Genomic DNA, 16631 nt, shown 5'->3' with positions numbered 1-16631 from the left:
GTAGGGGGGCGGTGCGGCCTACGATGATGGCCTCGACCAGCCCCTGGGAGGCATCGCGATGTCCGCAGCATCCGTAGAGCAGCCCTTCGCCGACGACGAGCCGTTCTCGCTGACGGCGATCGCCGCCGAGATCATGGAGCGCCATCCGGGCTACCGCGTCGAGATCATCGGAGGCCACCTCCTCGTGACACCGTCCCCGGATGCCCCGCACGCCCGTGCCCTGACCGGCCTCATGCAGCCGTTCCTCTTGGCCGGCCTGTTCGGCGGCGAAGCCGATGTGGTCCAGAACGTCTCGATCTGGCTCCCCGGAGGGGAGGACTACGCCATCCCGGACCTCGCCGTCGTGGACGGTGACATCGACGATCACCTGATCGAAGGCACCGCCTACGACCCGGTCTGCTTCCGCCTCGTCCTCGAAGTGACCTCCGGCAACTGGAAAGACGATCTGAAGACCAAGGGCGGCGCCTACGCCCAGGCCAAGGTGCCGGTCTACGTCGTCGTGGACCGCAAGCACCAGCGTCTCCATGTCCTCACGGAGCCCGCTGAGGGAACGTACGCCACCCACCGCATCCACTCCCCCGGCGAGACCGTCACCCTCCCCGACTCCATCGGAGCGAAGGTCACCCTGGACGTGGCCGCGATCATCGAGGCGGGGCGTCCCCGTCGCTAGCCTGACGGCATGTCAGACGACGAAGCGCATGAGCTGCTGGGGTTCGACAACGCCGTACTGCCCGTGGGGGATCTCGGGGAGGCAGTGGAGTTCTACGAACGGGCCGGGTTCACCGTCGGGTTCCGGTTCGACGAGGGTGGAATCGCGCTGCTGAAGGTGGGCGGGGAGACGCCGGGGATTCTGCTGCGCCACGAGGAGGTGCTCGGACGGCGGCCGCCGGCGTGGCCCGCTTCGCGGCTGTGGCTGGAGGTGCCGGACGCCCGGGCTGCCGCGCGGCGGCTGGCGGCGGTGGGGATCGAGCCGGTGGACGAGGCGATGTCCACGGCCACCGGGCGGACCGTGGAGTTCGCGGACCCGTGGGGCAACGTCTTCGGCTTCACCGACTACACCAAGCGCCCCGAACTCGCCCGCAGGGCTTGAGACTCAGACCTCACCCCTCTTGGTTGAACACGTTCAAAAACAGGTGTACAGTCATCCCTGTCAGCGTTTTGAACGCGTTCAAGAAGGGGTGGGGCATGGACCGCACCGTCATCGCCTACGTGATCTATCTGGCCGTCAGCATCGGGCTGACCGTCTGGGTCGCCCGCACGCTCAGCCGCAACGGCCGGGTCTTCCTGGCGGATGTGCTGCACGGCAACGAGAAGCTGGCGGACGCCGTCAACCACCTCCTGGTGGTCGGCTTCTACCTGGTCAACCTCGGCTTCGTGACGCTCTATCTGAGCGACGACGGCACCATCGAGGACACGAGGGGCATCTTCGAGACCCTCTCCGCCAAGCTCGGCGTGGTCCTGCTCGTCCTCGGCGCGATGCACCTCGGCAACGTCTTCGTACTCAGCAGGATCCGCCGCCGCGGCCTGATGGAGCGCGAGACACAGCCGCCGGTCGCCCCGCAGGGCTGGGTCGCGCCGACGGCCGGAGCGTGAGCGGGGCCGTGGGCCGGGGCGCCACGAGCGTCCCGGTCCGGGGCCTGACGGTCCTCTACGACGCCGAGTGCGGCCTCTGCACCCACCTGCGCGACTGGCTCGTACGGCAGCGGCAGCTGGTCCCGCTGGAGCTGGTGCCCGCCGGCTCGGCCGAGGCCCGGACCCGGTTCCCCGGCGTGGACCCGGCGGCGACGCTGGAGGAGGTCACCGTGATCGGGGACTCCGGCCAGGTGTACCGGGGGGCGGCGGCCTGGGTCGTGGTGCTGTGGGCGCTGCGCGAGCACCGCCCGCTGGCCCACCGGCTCAGCACCCCGGCCGGCGCGCTGGTGGCGAGGGGCGCGGTGCTGGCGGCGGCGAAGTACCGGGGGGCGCAGTGGAGCGGGCAGCGCGGCGGCCGGTGGGGCGGCGAGGGCACGTACAGCCGTACCGACGGCTGGCGGTACGTTCCCGCGCAGGGCTGGGTGTACGACCCACCGGCCTGCGCCGACGGCACCTGCGCCACTGGTTAGGCTCCCTACGTGCCCGCGAAGAACGACGGCCCCGAGGCCGGACACCAGAGCAAGTCGGAACACACCCGCGCGCTGATCCTCGAGACCGCGATGCGGCTGTTCCAGGAGAACGGCTACGACAAGACCACGATGCGGGCCATCGCCAAGGAGGCCGGCGTCTCGGTAGGCAACGCCTACTACTACTTCGCGGGCAAGGAGCACCTGATCCAGGGCTTCTACGACCGGATCGCCGCCGAGCACCAGGTGGCGGTCCGGTCGGTGCTGGAGAAGGAGACCGACCTGGAGGCGCGGCTCGCGGGCGTGCTCACCGCCTGGCTGGACATCGCCGAGCCTTACCACGAGTTCGCCGTGCAGTTCTTCAAGAACGCGGCCGACCCGGACAGCCCGCTGAGCCCCTTCTCCGCGGAGAGCGAGCACGCCCGCGAGCAGGCGATCAGCGTGCACCGCGAGGTGCTGGCGGGCTCCAGGTCCAAGGTCTCCCCCGAGCTGCGGGACGCCCTGCCCGAGTTGCTGTGGCTCTCCCAGATGGGCCTGGTCCTCTACTGGGTCTTCGACCGTACGGAGAACCGCGAGCGCAGCTACCGCCTGGCGCGGCGCGGCGCCCGCCTCACCGCCCGCGGTGTGGCCCTGTCCCGCTTCCGGGTCCTGCGTCCGCTGGTCCTGGAGGTCCACGAACTCTTCAACGACTTCCTGCCGGGCATGACGAAGGCGCTGCCCGCGCCGCGAAGCCGGAGCTGATCCCACCCGCTCGGCGGGTCATCCCCGCGCACGGCGGGGGTACACGGTGGGCACCCGAAGACTTCGCATACTTCGCACGAGAGTGGTGCCCCTCATGTCCGAGACCCAGGACGTCGTCGAACTCATCCTCCAGGACCACCGCCGCATGGAGGACCTCTTCCGGCAGATGCGCAGTGTCGAGGCGGACCGGGCGGCGGCGCTTCAGGAGTTCGCCCACCTGCTGGTCGCGCACGCGCTGGCGGAGGAGGCCGAGGTGTACCCGGCCCTGAAGCGGTACCGGAACATCGACGACGAGGAGGTCGAGCACGGCGAGCACGAGCACGACGAGGGGAACGAGGCCCTGCTGCACCTGCTGGAGGTGCGGGAGGTCGGCTCCGAGGAGTGGGACTCCAGGCTGGAGGAGCTGGTGGAGGCGATCACCCACCACACCGACGAGGAGGAGCGCACCATCCTCAACGGCGCCCGCGAGAACGTGGCGATGTCGCGCCGCGAGGAGCTGGGCGCGGCGTTCCTCGAGGACCGCGCCCGGCGCCTCAAGGACGAGCCCGGCTCGGTCGAGAACCTGCGCCGGATCGTCGGTTCCTGACCCGTGGGGGCGCGGGCCCCGCCATGGCCCGCGCCACCGCAACCGGCCCGAGGTTCCGCCGGCTCCGTCAGCCGTGCAGGAGGTCGCGCATCTCCCAGGAGTGGCCGGGGTCGTGACCGGCGAAGAGGGTGCAGGCGTCGCCGTCCTCGGCGGGATCGTCGCACGGACTCAGCCGGACGAACTCGTGGCGTTCGCCGTCCCATCGGACCCACAGCTGGGTGTCCCGGTCGACGTCACCGAGGTGGTCCGCGTGGGGGCCGTCATGGGTGGCGTCCAACTCGCACGTGAGGTAGGCCAGTTCGTGCGGGGGTGGTTCGGCGGGGTCCTCGGTGGCTTTCAGGTGCTGGATCAGCTCGTCCTGGGGCGGTCGGCCGGGGTGGTTGCAGTGCCTTCTGGGGCGATGAGCCGGCGATGGGAGTCCTGCAATCCCTGCGGCAACTCGTCCGGATCGAACCACCGGGCCTCCAAAATCTCGAAGTCGTCGATCTTCAGGGTTCCTCCGGCGAGGAGAGCCTCGTAGGCGACCTCCATGCGGAGTCGGTACCCGCTGGCCAGACGGACGAGACGGCCCGGCGTCACGTCGAGCCCCGTCTCCTCCTTGACCTCGCGGACGACGGTGAGGGGGAATTCCTCGCCCCTTTTCGCGAACCCGGTGGGCAGCCCCCACGGGCGGTGCCCGGGCCACATCCGGTGCTTCAGGAGGAGCACACGACCGGCGTCGTCACGGACGACCCCGGTCACGCCCACCATGAACTTCGCGTTCGCCAGCCACAGGACCCGCCACTGCACGGACCCCCGCATCGCGTGCCACAACCGGGCGACAACTCGTTTCATGACCAAGCCTTTCGCTTCGCGGAGCGGTGGATGGTCACAAGCATTCACCCCGGCTGCGCCTGTTCGCGCGAGCGGTCAGCGCGCGGAGTCGCTGTTCGGGGCCGGCCGGCCGCACGTCCTCGGGACGCACGGTCCATTCGGTCCCGCCCGCAGCGGGGCGGAGGGACCAGAGTCCGGCCCACTCCCCGCGGAATTCCCCCACGCGTTCGTCCGCGTCCACCAGGAGGGTCCCGAGGGGCGGGGGTTGAGGGGGTTCGTCCAGCATGGATCACTCCTCTCCGTAGCGAATCCACTACCAAGAGGAATCAGAGTGACCTAGAGTCGGGAACCACTCAACTTGGCTTAAGTGGAAGAAAAGTTGGTGCTCACATGGTGAATCGCAAGGAGTTACAGCCGGACAGCTCCCCGCAGGCCGCCTACGGCGCACTTCTGCGCATCTGCCGGGAGGAGAAGGGGTGGAAGCAGGAAGACCTCGCCGCCGAGATGGAATACTCCAGCACGCACATTTCGTCGGTTGAAACTGGTCGCAAGATGCCGACCTTGCGCTTTTCGCGGAGCGCCGACCGGGCGCTGGGAACCGGCGACCAGTTCGAGCGGCGCTGGCGCGAGCTCAAGCACGGTGTGCTGCTGGAGGGGTTTCCGGAGTACGCCGGTTTGGAGGGGCGGGCGGTAGAAATCCGGCTCTACGAGATCGGGATCATCCCCGGTCTACTCCAGACACCCGAGTACGCGCGAGTCCTCGCAGAGAGCGCAGTGGAGCGGGGTGCGATCACGCCGGAACAGGCGGCCGAGCGGGTCGCGTTCCTGGCCGCACGTCAAGCCACGCTGGAGCGAACCCGGCCGCCCATGGTGTTTCTCGTGATGGACGAGAGCTGCATCCACCGGACCGTCGGTGGTACCGAGGTCATGGCCGCACAACTCGACCGACTGGTCGCGTGGGCCGCCCGCCCCAACACCGTGCTCCAGATCGCACCGTTCGGCATAGGCGAGCGCCGACCGTTCGACCTTCCGGTGAACCTGCTGACACTGGCCGACCGATCCGTGCTCTGCTACGCCGAGTCCCAGACTCAGGGGCGCCTGGACCGCGAATCGCCATCAGTGCTGCCCATGCTGACGGCCTACCATCAGCTACAGGCCGAGTCTCTGTCCCAGGCGCTGTCTGTGGCCATGATCAGCAAGTTACGAAAGGGCACTCCGTGACGACCGAATCCCCTCGCTGGTTCAAGTCCTCCCACAGCAACAACGGCGGCAACTGCGTCGAGGTCGCCACCAATCTTCTGCCCTCACACGGCACCGTCCCCGTACGCGACTCCAAGCACGACGCAGGCTCCGTCCTGCAACTCCGCGCCGACGCCTTCGCTTCCTTCGTGACCGGCATCAAGAACGGCGAGTTCGGCAGCGTCTGAAAAGCTCCGTCGGGCCTCGCTGTCCCCCTCACTACGTAGGGACAGCGAGGCTACGCTGCGCGGTCGGTTCCGCCGGCGGTGAACCCGGCCCGGTCGGGCCCACCGCTCGCTAACATCCAGCCCCATGCCACCGATCACCACCCGCGCGGTCGAGTACCCGGCCGACGGTCTGACGATGAGCGGGCACCTCGCGCTTCCGGCGGGCGCCGGCCGCCGGCCCGCGGTACTGCTCGGCCCCGAGGGCATGGGGCTCAGTGACGTCGAGCGCCGCCGGGCCGACGCCCTCGCCGAACTGGGTTACGTGACGCTCGCCTTCGACATCCACGGCGGGCGCTACCTGAGCGACCCCGAGGAGATGCTGGCGCGCTGCCTGCCGCTGCTCGACGACTCCGACCGGATGCGGGACATCGGCCACGCGGCGCTCGACGTGCTGCGCGCCGAACCTCGGGTCGATCCCGGCCGGATCGCCGCCGTCGGCTACGGCACCGGTGGCGCGATCGCGCTGGAACTCGGGCGCGACGGCGTCGGTCTGCGCGCGATCGCCACCGTCAACGGACTGATCACCGGCAGGCCGGGCGAGGCGGCGCGCATCCGCTGCCCGGTGTGGGCCGGCGTCGGGTCGGAGGACCCGATCATGCCGCCCGCGCAGCGGGAGGCGTTCACGGCCGAGATGCAGACCGCGGGCGTCGACTGGCGCCTCGTGGTCTACGGCGGCGCCCTGCACGCCTTCCACCACCCGCCGGTCGACCATCCCGCGGTCCCCGGCACCGGCCACCACCCACGGCATGCGCGACGCGCCTGGCACGATGTCGTCGGCCTGCTCGCCGAGTGTCTGCCCCTGACGGAGTGAGGGCACCGGCCGCGCCGCGCTCCCCCACGGCGGAGAGACTCCCCGGCGTGTCGGCCCGGGCCGGGCCGTACCAGGACGAAAGGGTGTCTCCCCGGACACACCACCAGGGAGCGAACAATGCCCGAAGTCACCACCCCCTACGAGACCGGCACCCCCTGCTGGGTCGATCTGATGGCACCGGACCAGCAGGCCGCGCTGGACTTCTACCGGGACCTGCTCGGCTGGCAGGGCTCGCCCGGGCCGGCCGAGTTCGGCGGGTACGCGGTGTGCGAGCTGCGGGGCAGGCCCGTGGCCGGGATCGGACCGACCATGGCCCCGGAGGGCATGCCGGAGCCGCCCACCGTCTGGACCAGCTACCTCGCCAGCACCGACGCGGCCGCCACCCAGGACCGGATCACCGCCGCGGGCGGCACCCTGCTCGCCCCCGCGATGGACGTCGGCGGCCGCGGCCGGATGCTGGTCGCCGCCGATCCGCAGGGCGCGGTGTTCGGGGTGTGGCAGCCCGGCGACTTCCCCGGCGCGGGGATGGTCAACGAACCCGGCGCGCTGACCTGGAACGAGCTGCACACCAGCGACGTGGAGGCCGCCGCCGCCTTCTACGGCGAGGCGTTCGGCATCGAGATCAGGCCGATGGAGGGGCACGAGTCCTACTGGGAGCTGCGCGTCGGCGGCCGAACGGTCGGCGGTGCCTCCCTGCTCGCCAACGACCCGCCCGGCACCCCGGCCCACTGGCTCACCTACTTCGCGGTCGACGACGTCGACTCCACGGTGGACGCCCTGGTCCGCCGGGACGGCAACGTCCTCGTCCCGCCGTTCGACATGCCCGCGGGCCGCATGAGCGTGGTCACCGACCCGCAGGGCGCGCCGTTCGCGATGATCAGGCCTGCCGGTTCCTGAGGCGACGCTCCGGGCCCCGGTGCCGTGCCGCATGATTTCCGCCATGAACACGGAAACCTGCGACCCGGCCGAGGCGGCCACCCTCCGCGAGATCTTCGCGTCCCGTCCCGAGGCGGTGCCGCCGGCCGGCTGGGCGGCGGTGCGGTCCTTCGAGGCGCGGCACGGCATCGTGCTCCCGGAGCCGTACCGCACGTTCGTGGCGGAGATCTGCGACGGACTGCGCGCGGGACCGCCCTACCGCGGTCTGCTGTCCTGCGCGCAGACGCCCCCCGACTGGAGCCCGTACCACGCCGAGCGTCTGCTCGCCGAGCCCTTCCCGCTCACGGCGGCGTGGCTCTGGGAGGAGGAAGAGGAGACGGGGCCGACGCCGGAGCTCGAGGCCCGGCAGGACTCCGTCTTCGTCCACGGCTCACTGCTGCTGGGCACCGACGGCTGCGGCATGTACTGGGCCCTGGTCGTCACCGGCCAGCAGCGCGGCCACGTCTGGATGATCGACGAGAACGGCGCGATACCGTTCGGCACTTCCCTGATGCCGGGCACTCCCGGATTCACGGGGTGGGTGACCCACTGGGCCGAGGGCCGCTCCTGGTTCGGGGACGCGTAGGGGGACGATCCGGCGCCTCGGGAACACGCGGCGCGGTCGGCGGGGTTGTGGCGACCGAGGTCGCGGCGCGTCCGCCGTGGCCTCGTACCGAGACGTGTCCCGCAGGAGGACTCCATGACCGACCGGCCGTTGACGCTGATGGCAGTGCACGCCCACCCCGACGACGAGGCGACCGGGACCGGAGGGGTCCTCGCGCGGTATGCGGCGGAAGGCGTCCGGACGGTGCTGGTGACCTGTACCGACGGTGGCTGCGGTGACGGTCCGGGCGGGGTGAAGCCGGGCGCGCCCGGACACGATCCGGCGGCCGTCGCCCGGATGCGGCGGGAGGAGCTGGAGGCGAGCTGCGAGGTCCTGAAGATCAGCGACCTGGAGATGCTGGACTACGCCGACTCCGGAATGACGGGCTGGCCGAGCAACGACGCCCCCGGCTCCTTCTGGCGGACGCCGGTGGAGGAGGGCGCCGCCCGCCTCGCGGAGCTGATGCGGCACTACCGCCCCGATGTGGTCGTCACCTATGACGAGAACGGTTTCTACGGGCACCCCGACCACATCCAGGCCCACCGCATCACGATGGCCGCGCTGGAGCTGACCGACCTGGCCCCCAAGGTCTACTGGACCACCGTCCCCCGCTCCCAGATGGCCCGCTTCGGCGAGCTGATGCGCGAGTTCGCGGGCGACGTGCCGGAGCCGGACCCGGCCGAGGCCGCCGCCCTCGCCGAGATCGGGCTTCCCGACGACGAGATCACCACCTGGGTCGACACCACCCTGTACAGCGACCAGAAGTTCGACGCCCTCGCCGCCCACGCCAGCCAGGGCGAGAACATCTTCTTCCTGAGGATGGGCAAGGACCGCTTCGGCGAACTCATGGGCACGGAGACCTTCCTCCGCGTCCAGGACCCCACAGGCGCCCCGACCCCGGAGACCGACTTGTTCGCCGGCCTGCGCTGACCCTCTCAGCAGGCTGGTTCGGCTCGGCGCAGGCCCCGGAACACCTCCGGGGTCGTCCAACCTCGCAGTGCGGCCCGGATCGTCGAGCCGAACGCGGTCTCCGCCGTGACCGCGTCCAGGGCGCCGGACAGTTCGAGGGTCACCAGGCCGTGCAGGGTGGCCCACACGGACAAGGCGATCGCGGTGGCGTCGCCGGTGAGCACGGATGCCTTCAGGGCGCGGTCGATCGCCGCCAGCAGCGGACCGACGGGGTCGGCCGTGCCCACCTCCCCCGAAGGGTCGAAGGACTGCACACCACCGAACAGCACCGCGTACAGGTGGCTGTGGCCGCGTCCCCAGCGGCGGTAGGCGAGGGCGAGCGCGTAGAGGTCGGCGAGCGGGTCCTCGGAGGCCGACACCGCCGACAGTTCCGCGTACAGGCCGGAGACGGCCCTGTCGCGCACCGCGCCGATCAGGCCGTCCTTGCCACCGAACAGGGAGTACACCGCCGTCGTCGACGCCTCGGCGGCGGCCGCCACGGCGCGGACCGTCACCGATTCCCGCGGCCCGGTGGCCAGCATCTCGGTCGCACACACCACGAGCCGCTCTCTGACGGCCTGGTCGTTCGTTCTCGGCCTACCCACGGCGGCCAGTCTAGGATAACGTCGTTTTGAAACAGCGTTCTGAAACTGTCGGGGGTCCGCCATGCCCGCATTCGCCATGCGTCTCGTCCGCTTACTGCCACCCTTGACTGCCGTCGTTGCCCTGGTCGTCGCCTTCCTCGGACTGATCGCCCTCACGGACGGGGCGGGTTCGGGACTCGCCGCCTGGGCGACGACCCTCGGAATGGGGATCACGATCGCCATCTGGCGCGGACGGCACCGCACTTGGCCGACTCGGCTCATACCGTTCCTGCCGGTGATCGTCGCGGCGGCGCTGACGGCCACGGTCTGCGTCCCCACCGTGCCGACGACCCGGCGCCACCCGCCGGCACTGCCGTACGTGGCCACGCAGCACTGGCGACTGGCCACGGGCAGTCGGGTCGCGGTCTACCACTACCCGCCCGCGAAATACGGGCCCCGGCATCCCGTCCCGTTCGTGTACCTCAACGGCGGTCCGGTGCGTGGGATTTCAGAACTCGACCACCGGTTTCTGCGCCTCCTGGCAGGCCGTGGCCATGACGTCTACGCCTACGAACAGGCCGGTGGCGGACGGAGCGACCTGCTGCCCCTGAGCCAGTACTCGGTCTCCAGGTCGGTCCGCGACCTCGCCGCCTTCGTCGACCGCCTGGGCAAGGGCAAGGTCGACATCCTCGGGTTCTCCTCGGGAGGCACCGTGCTCACCCGAGCCCTGGCCGAGCCGAGCGTCGCCGCCCGCCTGCACCGGGCGGTCATCGCCGAGCCCGGCCCCATGGACGGCCCGACCGCGCGCCTCGCCGGGCACAGGGGGCGGGCATCCGCACGCGGTCTCGCACCCGCCACGACAGGCCCGCGTTCCACGCGACTCCCCCGGTACGCCGTGGCGTTCGGCCTCATGCGACTCGGTCTCCTCACTCCCGGCACCGGGCTGATCGGACAGGCCGAAGGCGACAACGCGTTCACAGCGGCGGACCTCGGCAGCGACACCGCGTCCGCCTACTGCGCCCGCGACGCGCACCGCATCCCCACCGAGGACAGTCGACGGAACTTCTCCTTCAGCCCCGCCGCCAGCCTCCGCGTCCAGCAGTCGGTCAAGGACTCGCCCTCCATCGCCTCCTCACTCAGGCGCTCCCGGACACCCGCGATGCTGATGATCTCCGAGTGCTCCTCCCAGGTGCGCCAGTGGGAGACCGCCGTCCTGGCCAACGACCCCGCCATCCAGCGCACGCAGTACATGCCCGGGGTCGGACACCACATCTGGAACGGCCTGGACGACAACGACGACCGGGCCGCCGCCGTCATCGGCGCCTTCCTGCAGGACGCCCCGGCGCCCCTGCCGAACCACCCGACCCGCGAAGAGATCCCCGCCTTCCTCCGCGACCACAAGTGAGGGCGCACAGCCGTCACCCCGCAACGGCCAGCCGCGTCGGATCCGCCGAGCGCAGCGGTCACGCCTGACGTGAGGCCAGTTCGAGCACCGTGATGTCCGACGGGGCCCACACCCGTGTGGGTGGGCCCCACGCGCCCGCGCCCCGGCTGACGTAGAGCTGGGTGTCGCCGTAGCGGTCGAGGCCGGCGACCGTGGGGTTCGCGGCCTTCGCGATCAGGTTGCCGGGCCAGAGCTGGCCGCCGTGGGTGTGGCCGGAGAGCTGGAGGTCCACGAAGTGGCGGACGGCTTCGTGGACCTGCACCGGCTGGTGGGCCATGAGGACGCAGGCACGGGCCGGGTCGCGGCCGTCCAGGGCCCTGGCGAAGTCCGGGCCGTGGCCCTCGCTCTCGCCCTGGAGGTCGTTCACGCCCGCCAGGTCGAAGTACGGCAGTTCCGTGCGGGCGTTCTCCAGCGGGCGCATGCCCAGGGTGCGGACCTCGTCCAGCCATTGGGCGGCGCCGGAGAAGTACTCGTGGTTTCCGGTGACGAAGTACGTGCCCAGGCGGGACTCCAGCCCCGCCAGCGGAGCCGCAGCCGGGCCCAGGTTCTTCACGCTGCCGTCCACCAGGTCGCCGACGACCGCGATCATGTCCGGCTGGGTCGAGTTGATCGTGTCGACCACCGTCTGCGCGAAGTTGCGCCCCAGCACCGGGCCCAGGTGGATGTCGCTGACGACAGCGATCCGGAAGCCGTGCGCCGAGCGCGGGAGCTTGGCCAGGGGGACGGTCAGCCGCTTCACGCGCGGGCCGCGCAGCACCCCGTACGTTCCCCAGCCCGTCGTGCCCAGCGCCACCGCGGCGGCCGTGCCCCCGGCGACGCGGGAGACGAAGACGCGGCGGGAGAGGGCGGAGGCGGCGAGCGCCGAAGCCTGTGGTCCTTCGGAGGAGGACGTGCCGTCAGGCCCGGCGGACGGTTCGGCCGGGGACAGGGAAGCGTCGTCCGCGCTTCCGGACGGCTGTGCCGGGGCGGCGAACCCGTCGCCCGCCCGCTCCACCGACGGCACCGGCACCCCGGCGGGCCGGGCGAGCACCGCTTCCCGCGTCGCCCGCCTGGCCCGCCGACCCGCCCACACCCGTACCGGCTCCGTGGCGATCGTCGCCAGCAGCAGGTACAGCGCGAACGCCATCCACAGGAACCCCGGCCAGGCCAGGACCTGTTGGAGCCAGAAGGGCGCGCCGGAGCGTTCCGCGACCAGCGCGGCGATCATCAGCACCGGAGCGACGACGAAGAGCACCGTGCCGGCACGGCGGGCCGGGCCTCGCGGGCGGGTGGTGTCGCGGACCAGGCGGCGCCAGACGTACCGGTGCAGGCCCGCCACCAGGGCCAGTACGGCCAGGGCGACGAGGACGAAGACGATGACCACCCGGCGTGTCCCCCTATGACGTCCGACGCAGTGCGCGCAGTCCGCGCAACCCGATGACCCCGATGACCGTCCCCAGTACGAAGGACACGACCGCCAGCGTCAGGTGCACCCAGAAGTAGGCCGTGGGATGCCCGTCGTCGAAGGCGAGACCGCTGCCGTCCGCAACGAGATTCTTGACGAAAGTGACCCAGATGACCCAGCTCCACACCCCGAAGGCGAGCAGGAACCAGGAGACCGGGCGGCTGAGCTTCATGAGTCCAGTATCACCGCCCGCACTCCGGCTCCATGGCCGGGGTGCGGCGGGAGGCGGGACTTCACAGCCCGTGGCAGGTACGTTCTCGGTCGTGTCCGCACCGAAGAAGATCGCCCGGCGATCCTTGTTGATCACATCAGCCGCACTGCTGACCGTCTCCGGTCTCGCGCTGTCGGCCTTCGCCGCACCCAAGCCGTCCGGCAGTCCCACCGCCGCTCCCCCGGCGCGCATGTCCCAGGTCGGCGGCGCCCGCCTCGGCGTCCCCGGTACGCAGGTGAACCTCGCCGCCGGTGTCCCCGTGCTGCCGGGGGGGCTGACCGCCCGCTCCTGGATCGTGACCGACGCCGAGAGCGGCGACGTGCTCGCCTCGCACAACGCGCACTGGCGGCTCCCCCCGGCGAGCACCCTGAAGATGCTGTTCGCGGACACCGTGCTGCCCCGCTTCCCCCGGGACCAGCGCCACAAGGTGCTGCCCACCGACCTCGCCGGTGTCGGCGCCGGGTCCAGCATGGTCGGGATAAAGGAGAACGAGAGCTACACCGTCCACGACCTGTGGCTCGGTGTCTTCCTGCGCTCCGGCAACGACGCCGTCCACGTGCTCTCCGCCATGAACGGCGGTGTCGCGCGGACCGTCGAGGACATGCAGGCCCACGCCGACGCCCTCCAGGCCGGCGACACCCATGTGGTCAGCCCCGACGGCTACGACGCGCCCCGGCAGTACTCCTCGGCGTACGACCTCACCCTGTTCGCCCGCTCCGGGCTGCAGAAGAAGGACTTCCGGGAGTACTGCTCCACCGTGCGCGCCGAGTTCCCCGGCGCGACCACGCGGAAGGGCAAGGGCAAGGCCACCCGCGAGACCTTCGAGATCCAGAACACCAACCGGCTGCTGAGCGGCGACGCCGACACCGCCGTCTATCCGGGCATCGCCGGCGTCAAGAACGGCAACACCACCAACGCGGGCGCCACCTTCACCGGGGTCGCCGAACGCGGCGGCAAGGTGCTGCTGGTCACCGTGATGAACCCGGAGAAGCACGAGCACGACGAGGTGTACAAGGAGACCGCGCAGCTCTTCGACTGGGGCTTCAAGGCAGCCGGCAAGGTCAAGCCCGTCGGCGCGCTCGTCCCGCCGCTGAACGCCACCCCGAGCGCACAGCCCAGCGGCGCGCCCAGCGCGAACGTCACCGGCGCCCCGCAGGGCACCGCGGGTGCCGGGTCCGGGCCGGTGAAGGGAGCGACCGCCCAGAGCGGCGGCTCGCGGGGCGCCGGGACCGCGCTGGCCATCGCCACCGGGCTGCTGGTGCTGCTCGGCGGCGGGGCCTTCCTGGTCAACCGCCGCTGGCCGCTGCCTGATCTGATGCGTCGGCGGCAGCGTCCGTGACCTTCCCCTCGTCGCTGCGCGTCGCCGTCCAGGCGGCGCAGTAGAGGATCAGCTTCGAGGTGAAGTTGATCCACAGCAGCAGGGCGACGGGGACCCCGAAGGCGCCGTACACGCTCTTCGCGGCGACGCCCTGGATGTAGCCGCTCAGCAGCAGCTTGAGGAGTTCGAAGCCGACCGCGCCGAGCAGGGCCGCCACCAGCAGCCGGCGGCGCGGCGGTTCGACGCCGGGCAGCAGGCTCAGCACGTACAGCAGGACCAGGAAGTCGGCGAGCACGGCGACGGCGAACGCGGCGATCCGCAGCAGCAAGGCGCCCCAGCTGTGCTCGTCCAGACCTATCGCCGACGCCAGCCGGCCGATCGCGGCCGAGGCGAGGGTGGAGGCGGCCAGGGTCACCAGCAGGGCGCCGCCGAGCCCGATCAGTACGCCGGTGTCCTTCAGCTTCAGCACGATCGGGTTGCCGTCCCGCTCGGGCAGTTCCCACACCGCGCGCAGGCAGTCCCGGACCTGGCCGACCCAGCCGATACCGGTGAACAGCAGCGCCGCACCGGCGATCAGGCCGACCGTGCCCGCGTTCTGCACCAGGCCGTTCAGGTCGAGCTGATCGGCGAGGCCGGGGAACTGGGCGGCGATGTTCTTCTCGACCGTCTTCTGCCGGGCCGGATCGAGCGTGGCCGCCGCGATCGCCGCGGCGACCGTCAGCAGCGGGAACAGGGCGACGAAGCTGACGAACGTCATGGCCGCGGCGAGCCACGTCCAGTTCACCCGGTCCAGACGCGCGTACGAGCGCCAGGCGTGCGTGGTCATCAGCCAGGTGACGATCGGCCCGACGCCGGGCAGCTTCTTCAGCCAGTCCATGATCCGCATCTGCCCTCTTCGCGGGAACTCCATGTGCCGGTACCCCGGACGGCGCCCGCCCCCTCGGCCGTCCCCCGGCGCGTCGCACTAATCACCCATTGCGGGGAGCCCGGTGCCGCCGTGCGGCCACCCTTCCATATGCGGGCGATACGGTCACCCGCATGTCTGCTGTCTGCGGTCCTCCCCAGTCCCTGCTCGTCCTCGGCGGCACGTCGGAGATCGCGCTGGCCACCGCGCGCCGCCTCGTCGCCCGCCGCACCCGCACCGTGTGGCTCGCGGGCCGCCCCGGCCCGGCGCTCGACCGCGCGGCCGGCCGCCTTGCCGTGCTCGGCGCCGACGTCCGCACGGTCGCCTTCGACGCGCTGGACCCGGAGTCCCACGAGACGGTGCTGGGCAAGGTGTTCGCCGAGGGCGCCGTCGACATGGTGCTGCTCGCCTTCGGTGTCCTCGGGGACCAGGCGCAGGACGAGCGGGAGCCGCTGCGCGCGGTCCGGGTCGCCGCCACCAACTACACCGGCGCGGTGTCCGCCTCCCTGGTCGCCGCCCGCGCCCTCCAGGACCAGGGCCGCGGCTCGCTGGTGGTCCTCTCCTCGGTGGCCGCCGAACGCGCCCGCCGCTCGGACTTCATCTACGGCTCCAGCAAGGCCGGCCTGGACACCTTCGCGCAGGGCCTCGGCGACGCGCTGCACGGGACGGGGGTGCGGGTGATGGTCGTGCGCCCCGGTTTCGTGCGCACCGGCAAGACCGCGCATCTGGCACCCGGGCCGCTCTCCACCACCCCCGACGAGGTGGCCTCCGCCGTCGAACTCGGCCTGCGCCGGGGCTCGGAGACGGTGTGGGTGCCCGGCGCGCTGCGCCCGGTGATGTCGCTCCTGCGGCACACGCCGCGCGCGCTCTACCGCAGACTGCCGGTCTGAGCGGCGCTTCAGCGACTGGCGATGGGATCGCGCTCGACGGGCCCCGTCTGCGACGGCACCGCCATCGCCCCGAACTGGTAGTCGCGCAGCTTGCGCCACACCCCGTCCCGGCCCTGCTCGTACAGCGCGAACCCGGCGCACGGCCAGGCCGCCTCGAACCCGGCCAGCTCCTCGAAGGCGCGGTCCATCGCCGCCTCCTCGATGCCGTGCGCCACGGTCACGTGCGGGTGGTACGGGAACTGCAGCTCGCGCGGGACCGGCCCGGCGGGGTCCCGCACCTGCTGCTGGAGCTCGGTGCATTCCTCGGCGCCCTGCTCGATCCGGACGTAGACCACGGGCGAGAGCGGGCGGAAGGTGCCGGTGCCGGACAGCCGCAACGGGAACGGGCGGCCGGCCGCGGCGACCTCGGCGAGGTGGGCGTCGACGACGGAGAGGTCCGCCTCCTCCACCTCGGTCGGCGGCAGCAGGGTGATGTGCGTGGGGATGCTGAGCGCGGCGGGGTCGCCGAAGCCCGCGCGCCGCCCCTGGAGCAGGCTGCCGTGAGGCTCCGGGACCGCGATCGACACGCCGATCGTTACGATCCCCACGTCGTCTCCTGTCGTCGCGTTCTGATCTGTGGGCCGTCCTCGCGTACGGCCCTCGGCTATCGACTGTACGGCCACGGGTGTCCGCCGGGCAGGCGCAACGGAAGTGATGTGCGGCGCTCTGCCCCACCGGGCACGCGTGCGGGTCGCGCGTCCGGGGGCGCACAGCCGCCCCTCCCGCAGCGGCATGTGGCTGACGGCAGGCGAGTGGGGCGGCCCGAAGGACAGCGAGCCGGTGCAGACCCGGCTGGTGCGCTACCGCACGGTCG

At 71.5% G+C, this 16631-nt stretch carries 22 protein-coding genes and 1 pseudogene; 16 read left to right on the top strand and 7 right to left on the bottom strand.

All coding sequences use genetic code 11. The annotated features are described in order from the left end of the window. Positions 1-58 precede the first annotated feature (58 nt). The 6 genes from ACWCV3_RS17410 to ACWCV3_RS17385 all read left to right on the top strand — a co-directional run bounded on the left by ACWCV3_RS17410 (position 59) and on the right by ACWCV3_RS17385 (position 3426). Positions 59-670 carry a Uma2 family endonuclease gene (locus ACWCV3_RS17410; protein ID WP_451224243.1) on the top strand — a complete coding sequence of 204 codons (612 nt, stop codon included), beginning with the start codon at positions 59-61 and terminating at the stop codon, positions 668-670. A 9-nt stretch (positions 671-679) separates the two neighbouring features. Beyond that, on the top strand, positions 680-1090 hold the full coding sequence (locus tag ACWCV3_RS17405; RefSeq protein WP_451224240.1) for a VOC family protein: 411 nt from the start codon (positions 680-682) through the stop codon (positions 1088-1090). A 95-nt stretch (positions 1091-1185) separates the two neighbouring features. Then, positions 1186-1593 carry a hypothetical protein gene (locus ACWCV3_RS17400; RefSeq protein ID WP_451224238.1) on the top strand — a complete coding sequence of 136 codons (408 nt, stop codon included), beginning with the start codon at positions 1186-1188 and terminating at the stop codon, positions 1591-1593. Beyond that, on the top strand, positions 1590-2102 hold the full coding sequence (locus tag ACWCV3_RS17395; RefSeq protein WP_451224235.1) for a thiol-disulfide oxidoreductase DCC family protein: 513 nt from the start codon (positions 1590-1592) through the stop codon (positions 2100-2102). The genes ACWCV3_RS17400 and ACWCV3_RS17395 overlap by 4 nt, the downstream gene beginning before the upstream one ends. Positions 2103-2111: 9 nt before the next feature. After that, complete coding sequence (locus tag ACWCV3_RS17390; protein WP_451224232.1) at positions 2112-2840, top strand: TetR family transcriptional regulator; 729 nt, start codon at positions 2112-2114, stop codon at positions 2838-2840. A 94-nt stretch (positions 2841-2934) separates the two neighbouring features. Continuing rightward, positions 2935-3426: a hemerythrin domain-containing protein gene (locus ACWCV3_RS17385; protein WP_451224229.1), complete on the top strand. Its 492-nt coding sequence runs from the start codon at positions 2935-2937 to the stop codon at positions 3424-3426. 67 nt (positions 3427-3493) lie between these two features. On the opposite strand, the gene ACWCV3_RS17380 is transcribed toward ACWCV3_RS17385, so the two are convergent. Together ACWCV3_RS17380 and ACWCV3_RS17375 are read right to left on the bottom strand one after the other, a co-directional pair. Continuing rightward, complete coding sequence (locus tag ACWCV3_RS17380) at positions 3494-3703, bottom strand: hypothetical protein (protein WP_451224226.1); 210 nt, start codon at positions 3701-3703, stop codon at positions 3494-3496. 71 nt (positions 3704-3774) lie between these two features. Further along, positions 3775-4260, bottom strand: coding sequence for an NUDIX domain-containing protein (locus tag ACWCV3_RS17375; protein WP_451224224.1), 486 nt, complete (start codon positions 4258-4260; stop codon positions 3775-3777). Between the two features lie 369 nt (positions 4261-4629). Between ACWCV3_RS17375 and ACWCV3_RS17370 the strand changes: the two genes are divergently transcribed. The 6 genes from ACWCV3_RS17370 to ACWCV3_RS17345 all read left to right on the top strand — a co-directional run bounded on the left by ACWCV3_RS17370 (position 4630) and on the right by ACWCV3_RS17345 (position 8965). Beyond that, positions 4630-5460 carry a helix-turn-helix domain-containing protein gene (locus tag ACWCV3_RS17370; RefSeq protein WP_451224221.1) on the top strand — a complete coding sequence of 277 codons (831 nt, stop codon included), beginning with the start codon at positions 4630-4632 and terminating at the stop codon, positions 5458-5460. Further along, positions 5457-5666 carry a DUF397 domain-containing protein gene (locus tag ACWCV3_RS17365; RefSeq protein WP_451224218.1) on the top strand — a complete coding sequence of 70 codons (210 nt, stop codon included), beginning with the start codon at positions 5457-5459 and terminating at the stop codon, positions 5664-5666. The genes ACWCV3_RS17370 and ACWCV3_RS17365 overlap by 4 nt, the downstream gene beginning before the upstream one ends. A 124-nt stretch (positions 5667-5790) precedes the next feature. Continuing rightward, entirely contained in the window at positions 5791-6516 is a 726-nt protein-coding gene (locus ACWCV3_RS17360; RefSeq protein ID WP_451224208.1) for a dienelactone hydrolase family protein, read from the top strand. A gap of 117 nt (positions 6517-6633) precedes the next feature. Next, positions 6634-7413, top strand: coding sequence for a VOC family protein (locus tag ACWCV3_RS17355; RefSeq protein ID WP_451224205.1), 780 nt, complete (start codon positions 6634-6636; stop codon positions 7411-7413). 31 nt (positions 7414-7444) lie between these two features. Next, complete coding sequence (locus tag ACWCV3_RS17350; RefSeq protein ID WP_451224202.1) at positions 7445-8017, top strand: SMI1/KNR4 family protein; 573 nt, start codon at positions 7445-7447, stop codon at positions 8015-8017. Positions 8018-8131: 114 nt separating this feature from the next. After that, positions 8132-8965, top strand: a complete 834-nt coding sequence (locus ACWCV3_RS17345) for a PIG-L family deacetylase (RefSeq protein ID WP_451224199.1) — start codon at positions 8132-8134, stop codon at positions 8963-8965. A 5-nt stretch (positions 8966-8970) separates the two neighbouring features. Here ACWCV3_RS17345 and ACWCV3_RS17340 read toward each other — a convergent pair whose 3' ends face one another. Further along, positions 8971-9588 (bottom strand): TetR-like C-terminal domain-containing protein, encoded by a 618-nt coding sequence (locus ACWCV3_RS17340; RefSeq protein ID WP_451224196.1) that lies wholly within the window; start codon positions 9586-9588, stop codon positions 8971-8973. 103 nt (positions 9589-9691) lie between these two features. Between ACWCV3_RS17340 and ACWCV3_RS17335 the strand changes: the two genes are divergently transcribed. Next, positions 9692-10972 carry an alpha/beta fold hydrolase gene (locus ACWCV3_RS17335; RefSeq protein ID WP_451224193.1) on the top strand — a complete coding sequence of 427 codons (1281 nt, stop codon included), beginning with the start codon at positions 9692-9694 and terminating at the stop codon, positions 10970-10972. A 58-nt stretch (positions 10973-11030) separates the two neighbouring features. On the opposite strand, the gene ACWCV3_RS17330 is transcribed toward ACWCV3_RS17335, so the two are convergent. Both ACWCV3_RS17330 and ACWCV3_RS17325 read right to left on the bottom strand, forming a co-directional pair. Next, a complete protein-coding gene (locus tag ACWCV3_RS17330) occupies positions 11031-12374 on the bottom strand; it encodes a metallophosphoesterase (RefSeq protein ID WP_451224190.1) in 1344 nt (447 codons plus the stop codon). Between the two features lie 13 nt (positions 12375-12387). Next, positions 12388-12627, bottom strand: coding sequence for an SCO4848 family membrane protein (locus tag ACWCV3_RS17325; RefSeq protein ID WP_451224187.1), 240 nt, complete (start codon positions 12625-12627; stop codon positions 12388-12390). A gap of 91 nt (positions 12628-12718) precedes the next feature. On the opposite strand from ACWCV3_RS17325, the gene ACWCV3_RS17320 reads away from it, so the two are divergent. Then, the gene (locus tag ACWCV3_RS17320; protein ID WP_451224184.1) at positions 12719-14005 is read left to right on the top strand and encodes a D-alanyl-D-alanine carboxypeptidase family protein; all 1287 of its coding nucleotides are present in this window, start codon (positions 12719-12721) and stop codon (positions 14003-14005) included. Here ACWCV3_RS17320 and ACWCV3_RS17315 read toward each other — a convergent pair. Beyond that, a complete protein-coding gene (locus ACWCV3_RS17315) occupies positions 13953-14861 on the bottom strand; it encodes a YihY/virulence factor BrkB family protein (protein ID WP_451224534.1) in 909 nt (302 codons plus the stop codon). The genes ACWCV3_RS17320 and ACWCV3_RS17315 overlap by 53 nt on opposite strands. A 161-nt stretch (positions 14862-15022) precedes the next feature. Here ACWCV3_RS17315 and ACWCV3_RS17310 point away from each other — a divergent pair, with 161 nt between their 5' ends. Further along, complete coding sequence (locus ACWCV3_RS17310; protein WP_451224181.1) at positions 15023-15778, top strand: decaprenylphospho-beta-D-erythro-pentofuranosid-2-ulose 2-reductase; 756 nt, start codon at positions 15023-15025, stop codon at positions 15776-15778. Between the two features lie 8 nt (positions 15779-15786). Here the strand turns inward: ACWCV3_RS17310 and ACWCV3_RS17305 are convergent, their stop codons facing one another. Further along, on the bottom strand, positions 15787-16365 hold the full coding sequence (locus tag ACWCV3_RS17305) for a 2'-5' RNA ligase family protein (protein WP_451224178.1): 579 nt from the start codon (positions 16363-16365) through the stop codon (positions 15787-15789). A 172-nt stretch (positions 16366-16537) separates the two neighbouring features. Between ACWCV3_RS17305 and ACWCV3_RS17300 the strand changes: the two are divergent. Then, positions 16538-16631: pseudogene (locus tag ACWCV3_RS17300) on the top strand (sulfate adenylyltransferase subunit CysD); the annotation flags it as partial.

It is taken from the genome of Streptomyces sp. NPDC001781, assembly GCF_053596035.1.
This window is presented reverse-complemented; position numbering and strand designations above follow the sequence as displayed.

Coding starts and splice junctions, on each gene's coding strand:
- ACWCV3_RS17385 (WP_451224229.1), top strand. CDS start 2,935: ATGTCCGAGACCCAGGACGTCGTCGAACTCATCCTCCAGGACCACCGC.
- ACWCV3_RS17310 (WP_451224181.1), top strand. CDS start 15,023: ATGTCTGCTGTCTGCGGTCCTCCCCAGTCCCTGCTCGTCCTCGGCGGC.
- ACWCV3_RS17345 (WP_451224199.1), top strand. CDS start 8,132: ATGACCGACCGGCCGTTGACGCTGATGGCAGTGCACGCCCACCCCGAC.
- ACWCV3_RS17350 (WP_451224202.1), top strand. CDS start 7,445: ATGATTTCCGCCATGAACACGGAAACCTGCGACCCGGCCGAGGCGGCC.
- ACWCV3_RS17315 (WP_451224534.1), bottom strand. CDS start 14,861: ATGGACTGGCTGAAGAAGCTGCCCGGCGTCGGGCCGATCGTCACCTGG.
- ACWCV3_RS17410 (WP_451224243.1), top strand. CDS start 59: ATGTCCGCAGCATCCGTAGAGCAGCCCTTCGCCGACGACGAGCCGTTC.
- ACWCV3_RS17405 (WP_451224240.1), top strand. CDS start 680: ATGTCAGACGACGAAGCGCATGAGCTGCTGGGGTTCGACAACGCCGTA.
- ACWCV3_RS17375 (WP_451224224.1), bottom strand. CDS start 4,260: ATGAAACGAGTTGTCGCCCGGTTGTGGCACGCGATGCGGGGGTCCGTG.
- ACWCV3_RS17355 (WP_451224205.1), top strand. CDS start 6,634: ATGCCCGAAGTCACCACCCCCTACGAGACCGGCACCCCCTGCTGGGTC.
- ACWCV3_RS17325 (WP_451224187.1), bottom strand. CDS start 12,627: ATGAAGCTCAGCCGCCCGGTCTCCTGGTTCCTGCTCGCCTTCGGGGTG.
- ACWCV3_RS17370 (WP_451224221.1), top strand. CDS start 4,630: ATGGTGAATCGCAAGGAGTTACAGCCGGACAGCTCCCCGCAGGCCGCC.
- ACWCV3_RS17400 (WP_451224238.1), top strand. CDS start 1,186: ATGGACCGCACCGTCATCGCCTACGTGATCTATCTGGCCGTCAGCATC.
- ACWCV3_RS17360 (WP_451224208.1), top strand. CDS start 5,791: ATGCCACCGATCACCACCCGCGCGGTCGAGTACCCGGCCGACGGTCTG.